Origin of the sequence: Arcticibacter sp. MXS-1 (assembly GCF_041902385.1) — a bacterium.
GTDB lineage: Bacteria > Bacteroidota > Bacteroidia > Sphingobacteriales > Sphingobacteriaceae > Arcticibacter.
The window spans coordinates 3607618-3620882 of the sequence record NZ_CP169244.1; the positions used below are offsets into that span (position 1 = coordinate 3607618).

7 protein-coding genes and 1 pseudogene are annotated in these 13265 nt (G+C 46.7%); 7 read left to right on the top strand and 1 reads right to left on the bottom strand.

Annotated features, from left to right (window positions below; translation table 11 throughout):
* Positions 1 to 12 precede the first annotated feature (12 nt).
* From ACES2C_RS15575 to ACES2C_RS15595, 5 genes are all read left to right on the top strand, one after another.
* On the top strand, positions 13 to 393 hold the full coding sequence (locus tag ACES2C_RS15575) for a VOC family protein (RefSeq protein ID WP_374164002.1): 381 nt from the start codon (positions 13 to 15) through the stop codon (positions 391 to 393).
* A gap of 422 nt (positions 394 to 815) precedes the next feature.
* Positions 816 to 1412, top strand: a complete 597-nt coding sequence (locus ACES2C_RS15580) for an RNA polymerase sigma factor (protein WP_374164003.1) — start codon at positions 816 to 818, stop codon at positions 1410 to 1412.
* 92 nt (positions 1413 to 1504) lie between these two features.
* Positions 1505 to 2707: a FecR family protein gene (locus ACES2C_RS15585; RefSeq protein ID WP_374164004.1), complete on the top strand. Its 1203-nt coding sequence runs from the start codon at positions 1505 to 1507 to the stop codon at positions 2705 to 2707.
* A gap of 359 nt (positions 2708 to 3066) precedes the next feature.
* On the top strand, positions 3067 to 6471 hold the full coding sequence (locus ACES2C_RS15590; RefSeq protein WP_374164005.1) for a TonB-dependent receptor: 3405 nt from the start codon (positions 3067 to 3069) through the stop codon (positions 6469 to 6471).
* 17 nt (positions 6472 to 6488) lie between these two features.
* Complete coding sequence (locus ACES2C_RS15595) at positions 6489 to 8060, top strand: RagB/SusD family nutrient uptake outer membrane protein (protein ID WP_374164006.1); 1572 nt, start codon at positions 6489 to 6491, stop codon at positions 8058 to 8060.
* 474 nt (positions 8061 to 8534) lie between these two features.
* Here the strand turns inward: ACES2C_RS15595 and ACES2C_RS15600 are convergent.
* Positions 8535 to 9985 (bottom strand): annotated as a pseudogene (locus ACES2C_RS15600) (IS1182 family transposase).
* A gap of 1094 nt (positions 9986 to 11079) precedes the next feature.
* Between ACES2C_RS15600 and ACES2C_RS15605 the strand changes: the two are divergent.
* Complete coding sequence (locus ACES2C_RS15605; protein ID WP_374164007.1) at positions 11080 to 11382, top strand: hypothetical protein; 303 nt, start codon at positions 11080 to 11082, stop codon at positions 11380 to 11382.
* A 395-nt stretch (positions 11383 to 11777) separates the two neighbouring features.
* Positions 11778 to 13124 (top strand): kelch repeat-containing protein, encoded by a 1347-nt coding sequence (locus ACES2C_RS15610; protein WP_374164008.1) that lies wholly within the window; start codon positions 11778 to 11780, stop codon positions 13122 to 13124.
* Positions 13125 to 13265 lie beyond the last annotated feature (141 nt).

The window sequence follows — 13265 nt, forward strand, 5'->3', positions numbered from 1 at the left end:
AATAGAAGCAATATGAAACAGCAGAACATTCCTGAAGGATATCAGCAAGTAATGCCTTATCTCATTCTGAAAGATGCAGCGGGCTTCCTTTCTTTCGCGCAAGAGGTGTTTGACGCAACTGAGAAAATGAAACACATGCGTAGTGAGACGGAAATTATGCATGCTGAAATTAAGATCGGCGAAAGCACCATTATGCTTGCAGAAGCCTCTGAGCAGTGGGAGGTGCAGACTGCCGGTTTATTCGTGTACGTGGAAGATGCTCATGAAACCTACCAGCGCGCCCTCCAAAATGGCGCTGCATCAATCCTTGAGCCTGCGCAGCAGAGTTACGGCCTTAGCTGCGGGGTGAAAGACCCTGCCGGCAACACATGGTGGATCACCAGTCTGGTTTAAGAACGGACGTGCCTTTAGAGTTGTTTGGCCCGTCCTGCCAGGGATTACCTCTTTAAGTGATGTCTAATAAGTAGTATGGGGGCGGGCTTTCTGGGCAGCCAGTACGTCTCACCTTGCTAGCTTTTCTTTTCCGCCGTTTAACGTAAAAGCAGTTCCCCAACCCTGCAATCATACCTCTGCTATTTCGTTTTCGATTTTATTGCTAAAATACTTTAGCAGTAGTTAGATCGCAGTTATTGTGATGCCCTTGTGTTTTTATTTCAATATCTAATCCTTATTTTTGAACTAAACGTTCTGCCGGTCTGATTAAAGAATCAGTCCTGCGCTGATCATCGTTTTAGCGGGAGAAATCGTTTTCGCTTAGGCTTTTTCAGTCGTCTTATGGAAGTCCGTTGGAACGCTAACTAATCATTCCATTTAGTATGGATACAGCTACGAATACCTATAACACGCTTTCTGAGAAAGAACTCGTTGGCCTTTTGCAACAGGGGCATGAAGGGTCTTTACGGGTTTTATACGACATGCATATAAAAAAGCTGCATTATTTCGTTCTTCGTACGGCTAAAGTGCGCGAGCTGGCTGAGGATGTTGTGCAGGATGTATTCGTCAAGATTTGGGAGAATCGTTCGCAACTTGATCCCGATCAATCCTTTAGATCCTTCCTCTACACGGTTGCCAGGAATCACTTGCTTAATTTGTTAAAGCGCCTGCAACACGAGTCGGGCATTCTGGACGAGATCAGAAGGCATGCCTCAGCGAGCGAGAATACGACCGAGCTGCAGGTCGACTACTCTGAAAGTAACGTTCTGCTCATCGAGGCCATCTCAAGGCTGCCACAACAATGCAAGGAGATCTTTGTCCGCTGTAAGATGCAGGGACTGTCGTATAGGCAGGTAGCCTCAGAACTGAATATCACTGAAGGGACAGTTAACAGCCAGATGGTCAAAGCACTACGCTCTATCCGACAGTACATCGGCCTTAAAGCGACCATTTTATTGCTCATCTCCCTTATGAAATAAGGGAGGGGCATTCTGCAGCATCATTCGATTTTTTTTATTTCTGCGTATATGGATAGCGCCGGCCATTTGTATAGGTAGAAAAAGGAGTAAAAGTGGATGCTAGAATCAAGGATCTGTTTCTAAAGTACATGGACGGGGCATGTAACTCTGAGGAGCTGGATGAGGTGTTCATGCTGATAAAAAGCGGTTCTCATGAGGCGGAATGGGACGCTGCACTTCAAGAGGACGAAAACTCGATTCATTTGAGCGACAATGAACCCAGTCTGCAGGCGTCTGAAGCAGAGCATATATACAAGAGAATAGAACAGGGGCTGTTTTCCGGCCATCGGCGCGAGCCCATCAATTCAGCCAAGGGACGGTTTAAGTTTTGGCCTCTTATTTCAGGCGCAGCCGCCACTTTCCTGCTTGTAGGCGGTGCCTACTTTTTTTGGAAACGAAACGATATTCCGCCATCTGTCTATGCAAAGGTAGAGGAAGTAAGGCCGGGCGGTAACAAAGCCTTTCTGACGCTGAGTAACGGGAAGAGGATCTCTCTTACAGATGCAGCAAACGGAAATATCGCTACTCAGGCCGGGATAAAAATCGCAAAAACAGCAGCGGGGCAAGTGATCTATATCGATGAAGGGAACGCTTCTGTGACCGGAGGAAAGCAGTTTAATACGATCGAAACACCGAGGGGCGGGCAGTATCAGGTACGCTTGCCTGATGGCACTTCTGTTTGGCTGAATGCCGCTTCCTCCTTGATTTATCCCATAAACTTTAAAGGGAGCCGCGAACGTAGAGTAGAATTGCACGGCGAAGCCTACTTTGATGTTGCAAAAGACAGAGCGCATCCCTTCGTCGTAAAAACAGACAAGCAGGAGGTGGCCGTCCTGGGTACACAGTTTAATATCAACGGCTATAAAGATGAGCCGGTAATCAGTACTACGCTGGTTGAAGGCAGGGTTAGGACCTCCGATCTTTCTTCCGGTGAGTCCCGTGTGCTGTTGCCCGGGCAGCGATCAACTGTCTACAAGAGGCAGGGGCAGATTGCCGTTGACAAGGTCGATACCGACAATGTTATCTCCTGGAAAGACGGGTATTTCATCTTCGACAATCAGGATATCACCAGTATTATGAAGGTGATAAGCCGTTGGTACGATGTAGATGTGGAGTATAAAGGAGTCAGCAGGGATGAAAAGTTTGGCGGTACTTTTTCACGCGCTTCTAATCTCGCTGATATTTTGAAAGTTCTTAAAATACTGGGAAAGGTGGATTTTAAGGTCGAGGGGAAAACAATCATCGTTTCGAACTGACCTTGATGAAAATATTCACCAGCTGCGCTCACAAACGAGAGAGGACAGGTGCTTGAATGTTCTTGGTTGTCATTCAAACTTAGCGAAGCGATCTCATTGAGACCCTCTGAGAAACAATTAATGATCTCAATCAAACAGATACACTTTCAAAAAAACATTGACGAGCGGCGCTCGGGCAGAGATGAAATAGAGAGTTGAAAAATACGAATCAATTAACCGGTTAAATCGATGAATTTTTTAAAAGAAAGGAGGCATTCTGAAAAAAACACCAGGTAAACTGAGCACCGTCAGCAAGGCTGAACCGGGCAATTTATAAAGGGACTGAAGCTAACAATAAATCTAAATTAACCCAACATCCAATGAATAAACAATTTACAGAACTCCTATTCAGGAGCGGCTCCTGTGCGCGTTCAAACCTTTTTTTAAAAATGAAGCTGACCCTTATTTTGCTTATTTCCGTACTCTCTCAAATAAGGGCAGAGAGTTTTGCTCAAAAAGTGTCGTTGGTAGTGACGAATGCCCCTATGTCGGAGGTGATCGCACAGATAAAAAAGCAAACGAACTTCGATTTCTTGTACAACAACAATACGCTGAGAGACGCAAAACCAATCACGGTTAAAGCAAAGGATCTCGACCTGATGAAGGTCCTCGATCTGTGCTTCGAGGGGCAGCCTCTCGAGTACAAAATTCAGAACAATGTTATTTTCATCACGAAGAAAAACGCGCCTGCCGCAGTCAAATCGGGAGGTGCAAGTGCCCAGCAAAATAAGGTAACCGGAACTGTAAAAGACGGTTCAACCGGAGAAACGCTGCCGGGCGTGACGGTGAAAGTGGAAGGTGCACCGCGGGGGACCAGTACCGATGTAAGAGGAGCATTTGAAATCAGTGTCCCTAATTTGAATGCCATCCTTGTTGTGTCTTATATAGGATACGAGACTCAACGTGTGCCGCTGAATGGCAGAACTACCGTTGACATTCGTCTGGCCAAGGCAGATACGAAGCTGGAAGAAGTGGTAGTGGTAGGCTATGGCACGATGCGGAAATCGGACGTGACGGGCTCTATTTCTATCGCGAAGGGCGCAGATATGATCAAGGCTCAGAGTTTCAGTCCGCTCGACAACCTCAGAGGCAAGGCTGCGGGGGTCAACATCTTCTCGAACTCCAGCCAGCCGGGAGCTTATGCAAACCGCGTGATCATCCGTGGTACGGCCACTATCAACTCATCGTCTAATCCGCTCTACGTAGTGGACGGAGTTGTAATGGAAGATTTTCATTTGCTGAATCCAAATGACATTGAACGGATTGAAGTGCTGAAGGATGCCTCTTCTGCTGCAATATACGGAGCGAGGGGCGCCAACGGGGTGATCCTGGTTACCACTAAACGGGGCAATAAGGATGGTCGCAAGACCATCAGCTATCAGGGCTCTTTGGGAGCCAGTTCGCCCCAGCGATACATGGACGTACTGAACGGGCAGGAGTGGGTCGATGCCTTTATGATCGGTCTGGAAAACGAAAATAAATGGCAGGGCAAGAACTGGTCGCTGGACAAGAAAACCTGGTTTAATGACCCGAACTACTTTGATGCCAATGGTAATCCGTTATACAACACCGATTGGCAGAAAGAAGCAACCAGGACGAGCTTATCGCAGAATCACCAGCTTAACATTCAGCAAGGCGACGAGAATTCCTCTATGGGTGCCTTTTTAAATTATTCAGATCAGCAGGGAGTGGTACTGAACACCAATAACAGGCGAATCAACGGGAAGCTGGCTTACGACACGAAGGTGAAAGACTGGCTTTCCACTAGTATTAATCTTACTGCCAATCATACCTGGGGACGTTATACACCAGAAGAGGGCGGAGGACAGGACGCCCGACGCACCATGATCGAGATGCTTCCGTGGCTACCGGTATATCAGCCTGACGGAAAATATACGTCATCCTCTTCGTCCACCGTTTCCAGGGTTTTGGGCTTCGAAGGGATGGCAAACCCGGTTTCTATTTTAGACCTGCAGAGACGTATGCGTTACAATACCCAGATATTTGGAAATGCGGCTCTGACTTTCCACCTCGCTGAGGGCCTCGACCTGAAAACACAATTCGGTATCGATAACCATAACAAGGACTATAAAGGCTATTCTTCTATCACGTTGAACAACATTTCGATGCCGAACGGGTGGGCCGAAATTAATCATCAGGATGTGCTGTACTGGCAGGAGGAGACGTACCTTACCTTTAACCGGTCATTTGGGAAACACAGGGTCAATACCATGGCAGGCTTGTCCTGGCAGGAGCGTACCTACAACTATGATGGCAGTCGCACCGAAGGTTTCTCCAGCGATTTCTTCCAGTGGTATAATCTGGGAGCCGGAAGCACTCCTGCTCCGCCCTATTCTGATTATAGCAGGTGGGCTATGAATTCCTACTTTCTTCGCGCAGCCTATAGTTACAATGACCGTTATTCCGCGACGGTGACCGGCCGGTACGACGGGTCTTCAAGGTTCGGCGCCAACAATAAATACGCATTCTTTCCTTCTGTCGGATTAGCATGGAATGTCTCAAACGAGGACTTTCTGAAGAACAACAAGCTCATCAGCAATATGAAGCTGCACACGAGCTATGGAATCACCGGGAACTCCGAAATAGACCCCTACATCTCTTTGGCTAACGTAACTTCGGGGACCTATCTGCTGGGGAGACGCTCCGCCTATTCGTACCAGAGCAGTATTGGAAACGAGAATCTGCAGTGGGAGAAAACAAAGACCTACGACCTGGGTGTTGAGCTGGGCTTGTTCAACGGGCGCTTGAATTTTGATGTTTCCTATTATTCCCGCAAGACTACCGACTTGTTGCTCGAGCGACCATTACCCAACTCAACAGGTTTTAGTTCCGTGATCATGAATATCGGCTCTGTTCGTAACAGGGGGCTTGACCTCATGGTTAACGCGACACCTGTAAAGACGAGCAACTTTACCTGGAATTCAACTTTGAATGCCAATTTCAATAAAAATGAAGTGCTGAAACTGGGCGAGAATAATGAGGATATCACGGTACTTAACTGGGTTGGCGGTCCGAACGGCATCATCCGGGTAGGAGAGAATTTGAACAGTTTTTATGGGTACAAACGCTATGGAGTTTATACGGTTGAAGACTATGAACGAGGTGAAATTACAATAGAGAAGATTGGCCGGCCCAAGCGTTCTGCAAAACAGGAAGTTTTAGGAAAAGGGGTGCCCGACTGGACAGGAAGCTTTATCAATACCCTGAATTACAAAAATTTCGACCTGACACTCGATTTGCAGTTTGTATATGGTGTTGAAGCCCTGCAACAGTTTTTCCACTCAACCTACGATCGCTTTGGGATCACGAACGGTTTAAAGGAGATCCTGACCGATGCGTATAATGGGACTAACCCCAATACCATGCAGCAAGCTATTTACCTGAGCAACGGAGGCCACGCCGGACAGGATACCAATGTCGATTCTAAATGGGTGGCTGACGGTTCATACCTCCGCGTTAACGTGCTGCAGCTGGGGTACACCTTTACCCCCAACCTTACGAAACGAATGGGGCTTTCCGCGCTTCGTGTCTATTTAAGTGCTAACAATCCCTGGTTGTTCACATCGAAGGATTTTAAGGGGTACGACCCGGAAAGTACCTCTCAAATCGAATCAGGGGAGGGCTATAGGTTTGGCCAGAACGTGACATTCTTCTCCTATCCAAGGGCAAAGACCTTCACGCTGGGAGTAAACTTAACACTATAATTATGAGGGACGTTATTATGAAAACTAAAAATATTGCTACTGTTTTACTTCTCGCGGTTCTTATCGGACTGAATTCGTGTAAGGACTTTTTGGAGGAAGATCCGAGATCAGGAGTGACCTTGGGACAATATTACAAGGACCAGGCACAGGCGCTGGAGAACGTCAATGCTCTTTACAGGATGGGCGCACCACTGAGATATGCGGCCGCAGGAAGCGCTTATATTGGGCCTACTGCATCCATCAATAACATGCTAACCGGATATTTCAGCAACTCGTATGAGGGGCAGGAACTCGTTACTCAATATGCGCGCCAGCTTACGCGCCAGCAGAATACGCGTACGGTATCGAATACCATGAACACCATCTGGAACGAGTCCTACAGGGCCATCAATACTGCCAACGGCGCTATTAAACATATTCCGGCTATAACATTCACCGATCCGAATGAGCAGAAGCGTCTGGTGGCAGAAGCCAGGTTTTTCAGAGCTTTCAATTACTTCTATCTGGTCAAAACCTTCGGCGCAGTCCCGCTCCCTACTGAGCCCTATGAAAAGTTGGAAAATCTGTACTTACCTCGCACCGCGCCAGCAGAGGTATATGTCCTGATGGAAACTGACCTGAAGGAGGCGGTTGACCTTCTGCCTGCTACCACATTTGCGGCTAACGGACACCGCATTACGAAGTTCGCGGCGGCAATGGCTCTCGCGAACGTCTATCTTCAGCAAAACAAGTTCGCAGAGGCGGCTACTTACGCCAAAATGGTAGTTGAGTCGCCGCATAGCCTCACGGAAAACAGCGATCTCGGGATGAATAGTGCCTATAACAAACTACGCAAAACGGATGATCTCCCTGAGTCAATTTATGCGTTCGAGTTTGACGCCACCACCAACACCAGTGAATGGTGGCCTACCTACGCATTCAGCTCTTCCGCCACTGCGGTGTTTTCGAAGTATTCGATCTTCGAAAGAGTTTACGGGCCGACCAACCGTTTCCTGAACGTATATAAAGAAGACGATTTGCGCATTAAGCCAAATCAGTTCTACCACTGGGAGTACACCAATCCTCGTGAACCTGATAAAAAGTGGAGCTCAGATGTTGCCGGCATTTGGTATTATTACGACGAGGAAGCAGTTCTCAACACCGGGAGAGGTACTAAGGACTGGAACTTTTACCGCTATGCAGAAGCATTGTTGATAGCAGCTGAGGCCACTGCGAGGACGGCAAATGCCGTTACTGCAGAAGCTGCCGGCTATCTGGCCCGGATTAAGGCTCGTGCCAGCACAACCGGAAAAACTGCAGCCGAGTTTACGACCGAGCTGCAGGCTTTGTCATTAAATGCTTTTGTTGAAGAAGTATGGACAGAGCGTCTTCGCGAGCTTCCACTGGAATTTAAGATGTGGGACGACTGTCTGCGCACTGGCAAGTTTCCAGTCATCTCAACTACAACTAAAGGTGCTGTTACTTATCAAAACCTGGTTGGCGCCACCAATGGGGCGGGAACGGTTATCAAGGAAACCGACCTTCTGTGGCCGATCTCTCAGGATGAGTTGCAGCGGAATCCTGAGCTAAGTCAGAATGCGGGATATTGAGCTACATGAATGATTTGCGTAAGCAAATCATTCATGTAGCGGTGAGAGGGGAGGCCCCTTGGTATCAACTTACAGGAGCAGGTATTAAATCACCTCCAGGTGGCTTGGTTTAACTGCGGTAATTGTGAGCATCCGAGGTGAAAGCATCGGACAGGTGTCAGGTATCTATAGACGATGAATCAAAATGAACTGACGGGGAAGAGTAGAGGACATCGCGTACGGTTCCGTAAGAATCTCGGCTGAAATGCCTGGCATTACTTATGAGAAGCAACCAGTATTAAAAAGAAGAGGGGCAACACGTGAGGGCACTGAAAAAGCAGCTCAATAATGCTGTATTAAAAAAGCGATCAAGAGAAAGGCAACTTTTACTTGGTCGCTTTTCTTTTTGTCCACTATTTGGTTGGGTGGTTTTTTATAGCCGATACAGGCGTATACAGAACAGATTGGGCAATCGGGCGTGATTTTTCCGGGAACTTAGTTGATCAGTTTGATGATCCTTTTCAGATTTACAGTAAAGATGGCCAGTGCGCCCTGCATCTGCATATTTTCGATGCCATAGGCTATCGCCCGGCCATAGCCATGAACGTTTTTTAGTTCACTGTTCTTGGCTTCGACCTTATACCGGTGTTTGATCTTCTGCTTATACTCGTCTGTTTCCTGAAATGCCATCTGCTGCAGGTGCGTGTCTGATTTTATACTAACCGAGTAGGTTTTGAACTTTGCTCCGGGCCTATAGCAATTCTCTCTCAATGGGCAAACCTTACACTTTTCAACATCAAAGTAATAGGTGTCCACCTGGTTTTCTCCAATATTTTTTTCCCGCAACGTGCCTTTCGGAAGGCCAGATGTCCCGCCGGGCAGACGAACATATCAGCGTCCTTATTGTAATCGAACTTATCTTCTTCTTTTCTGACCCCCTGGGTGATGGCAGGGTTCAGTTTGGCCACCGTTTTGATGCCTTGTCCATTCATTAAGGCAAGGTTATCTTTCCCTGAATAAGCTGAATCGCCGATGACCGTTTCTACTTTAATGCCATTTTGCTGACTGATCTCCAACAGTTTGGGGAGTTGGGGGCCATCGCCCTTTTCCCCTGAAGTAACTACAGCAGCAGTGATGATGCGCTCCTCTGTCATCGCCAAATGGGTCTTGTAACCAAAGAATGAACTATCAGCTGATTTATGGCCTGTTTTGGCATCCCTGTCTTTGGATAATGTATAGTGTTCCTGCGTATCTGCCACCGTCTCTTTCAACAGATTCAACTTCTCTTTTACCGACGGTATCTGGCTTAGCGTCTTGTCAGCTTCGATACACTTTTCCAATGCACTGCAATAGGCCAGTTCTTTATCCAATTCCTCTGTGCTGTTCTTTTCAGGCATTATTGCTTTCATGTCTTCATCTATCGCGTATACCGCTTTGCGCAGTAGCTTTGAACGCTCCCGTAGTACTTCCAAGGCTGAATAAGGGTTTGACCTCGACAGGGAATGGGTAGCATCAACAATGATAGACTTTGACCGGATGATCCCTTTTTCAATAGCTATTGTTACTGTTTTATTAATGAGCAGGTTTAACAGATCATTATCCTTTAACCGCAGCTTCCTGAACTTTGTTAATGAACTGGGGTCGATAACTCCTTCCTCAGGCGACATATCAAGGAAATATTTGAAGGACATATCATACTGCGAACGCTCAACAACATCCACATCCGAAACCGTATAGATCGTTTTCAACAACAGGTATTTGAACATTCGCACAGGGCTTTCAGCCTTCCTGCCGTTGGTCATGCAATATTTGCTGACCAGTTCTTCATAGATAAATGTAAAATCTATCAGGTCGTTGATCTTACGCAGAAGATTGTCTTTGGGAACGATCAGGTCATATAGCCCTGAAAACGCGCTGAACTGTATCTGTTGTTGTTGGGCAAGCATCTTAGTGTCTTTCTTTCGACACTTTAAGATACAAAAAAGGAGCAGAAAACCCTCGTCTTCTACTCCTTTTGTCCCTTAGAACTTTTTCAGTGCCCTCCAACACGTTTGCCCCTTTTTCTTTTTAATCTCATTCCCCTGAGCTTATTCCGCTCGATGCCTTTGAATACATCGTTCACGAGCTACTGGGAACAAAACAAAGCACAGTAACGCGGCAATGGTGGGGGTGCCGTTCGAGATGCGCGCAATACGATCGGTTTTCATTCCAGGGATGACTGGATAGACATGCCTGAAGACTTCGTAATGGGAAAGGGCTTTTAAATACGGGAAGCCGTATAAATCAATTAAACAGACCGGTTAGTTTTGACACCTCCCAAGGAAAGGGCTCAGATTATTTGTTGTTTTCTCAACGACGTAAATTACCGGAGATGCTCAGAAACGTATGAATAGCCGAGGACCATGAGTTTACAGATGTTTCTGTGCAGAAAATACTTAAGGATTGGTACTGGAACAGTCACTATGTTTACTATTTTGATCATATCTGTTAACGCAGATTATCAAAGTGAGTAGACAGGCCTTCGACTCTGCTGATTGCAGATCTGCGGTGTCCGTAGGGCCCTGGTCATGCACTGGTGCTGCGTGCTGCAGAGGATAGTATCAGTAAAAATTAACACGGACTCTTTCGTTGCTAAAACGGAATGTGTTGCAAATAGAGCTGCGATCGGTGGTGGCATTAACCTTTGGTCCCTTGCTACCAATGTGATAGGAACAGTCTATCACGGGACCTTATAGATCTGTTTAAATGATTTTTAAGTGAAACGAGTACTATCATTAACACTGATTGCTTTAATCTTAACTGCCTGTAAAAAGTCGGACGACGATTCCAGACAGGATAGTTCATGTAGAATTTCCTCAATGGAAAATGATGGGGATAGAGCTTACTATACATATAATGAAAAGGGGGGCTAACCAGGATAGACTATGATGCTGAAAAATCCTCGGACTTCGAGACCTTCACGGTCAGCGGCAATAAGCTGACCTACTACGGTGAGTATGTTTATAGAGGCGAGAAGGATACCTATGTCCAGATCTTTGACTTGGATAACAAGGGGCGGATATCAGGGTTTGCAGAAACGTACTATGGTGTCTCAGCTACATTTAAGTACGATGCAGATGATCATCTGGTTGAAATAAATGGAGCAACAGGCAATAAAGCAGGCTCCTATTCTAAGCTGACCTATGTTGAAGGAAATTTAACAAAAGTGGAAGAGGTGAGTAGCTCGGGCTGGTCAACTATTTACACTATTTCTTACAGCTCAGAACGTGTTACGCAACCTATGATAAATGCTGTGGCGTTAAATAACGTGATTCGGGTGCCTGAATTGGATTTTTTTACTTAACGCCCTACCTGGGTAGGGTATCCGTCAATTTGATAAGCAGGGTCTCTGAGTATTCAAAATCAGGAGGTACAAAGAATACAGACTACAGCTATCAAAAGGATGCTGAAGGCAACATTACGTCAGTAAAGGTCCGCTTTAAGGACGCTTACGGACCGGGCGAAGAAACTTACAACTTTAGTTATAAGTGCAGGTAGGTCCGATGTTATGCTGAATTAGACGGGACCGTTTCACAGTGACTCTCGTTTCCGTTGAATACTTAAAAAAGTAAGAGAGGATCTGGAAGGGGCAAAATGACGAACGATGACTATTCCTGATCTTCACATGCTCGGCTATCTTTGACGCTTTAACTTAGTTAGAGACAGTTCGATAAAATTAAACCTTAAGCAAAAAGAGCGATGGAATTCAGATATCTAATTTTCCTATGGCTTGCCTTATTTGTTAGTTGCAAGAAAGGTGATGACAAACAGAAACAGGTCTTTTCAATTGCCGGCTTCAGTCCAAAGAATGCCATGATTGGGGATACGCTCATAATCACGGGTCAGACGTTTGGAGTAAATCCGGAGGCGATTCATATTCAGGTAGGAAATTCAGCTCCTGTAAAACCTCTTACTATTAAGGAGTCTGAGATGACGGTGATAATTCCTGAAGATGCAAGCGGGGGAAAGATCAAACTGACAAAGTCTGACGGATCATTCGTCCTGAGCACTTCCGACTTTTTTCTTGATGATTTGGCGTACGATAAAATTTCCTTTAGCCGCTCCATTGAATTCTCGGTAGCGCGTGCCCAGTTTGGTGCTGCTGGACTTAAAGGTAAAATAGTTTTCGCTGGCGGGGAGGCAACAGGCGATTATACAACAGCCGAGATCTTCGATGTGAAGACTGGTGCACTCAACCTGGTTCCCCTTACGAGTCCTTCCCGTTATGAGCTGGCCGCCGCGGCGGCAGGAACCAAGATAGTCTTTGCAGGAGGGATGGAAAAGAATGGCATCAGTAAGGCTGTTGATATTTATGACGTAGTGACCAGTAAGTGGTCAGTTGCGCAGCTCAGTGAGCCTCGTTACCGTCTCGCTGCTGCTGCAGCCGGGAACAAAATTATCTTTGCGGGCGGAGCGAGCCCTTCTCCGGATGGCCCGGGTGGAGAGGAATCAAAAAAGGTAGATATATATGATGTGAGTACAGGCCAATGGTCTACAGCTGAGCTCAGTGTTGCCAGGCGGCGTCTTACTGCAACGGCCGCCGGTAGCAAAATTTTGATTGGGGGAGGGTATGATGAGAATGGTGATCCGGTAAGAACTGTAGACATCTACGACGTAAACACGGGAAAATGGACTACTGCGCAGTTGAGTATGGGGAGAGATCATTTCGCCGCTGCTGGTGCTGGGAATATTGCAATCTTTGCCGGAGGCAGTAATGCGAACGACGACGTGGTGGAAACTGCGGATATCTTTAACGCTGCTAACGGTACCTGGACGACAGCAAAACTGAGTGCAGCCCGGTCTGACCTGGCAGGCGCTGCTTTCCCCAATAAGATCGTATTTGCAGGGGGCTACGATAATAATGACAAGGAATCAAAGATTGTAGATATATACAATATTAAAACAGGTACGTGGACCACAGCTCAGCTTAGCGTAGCCAGGGGGAACCTTGCCGGCGCTGCGTCAGGCAATGCACTCCTGTTTGCAGGTGGGTTTAGCATGGATCAGGAGTCGAAACGTATAGATATCTTTACACTTTCCAAGTAAGGCACATGAAGAAGCAGACCCGTCTCGTCTTCGCGAAAGGTGATAATGTGCTCAGGCGGGTAATGACTGGATTGTTCATAATCCAGTCTTACTGCTAATTTGCTCCATTCCTTTTAAGATCGCTCCTTCAGGAACGAGCCT

What these genes read in the sequence shown, in the direction of transcription:
- ACES2C_RS15590 (WP_374164005.1), top strand. Translation starts at nt 3,067, where the DNA reads ATGAATAAACAATTTACAGAACTCCTATTCAGGAGCGGCTCCTGTGCG.
- ACES2C_RS15610 (WP_374164008.1), top strand. Translation starts at nt 11,778, where the DNA reads ATGGAATTCAGATATCTAATTTTCCTATGGCTTGCCTTATTTGTTAGT.
- ACES2C_RS15595 (WP_374164006.1), top strand. Translation starts at nt 6,489, where the DNA reads ATGAAAACTAAAAATATTGCTACTGTTTTACTTCTCGCGGTTCTTATC.
- ACES2C_RS15575 (WP_374164002.1), top strand. Translation starts at nt 13, where the DNA reads ATGAAACAGCAGAACATTCCTGAAGGATATCAGCAAGTAATGCCTTAT.
- ACES2C_RS15580 (WP_374164003.1), top strand. Translation starts at nt 816, where the DNA reads ATGGATACAGCTACGAATACCTATAACACGCTTTCTGAGAAAGAACTC.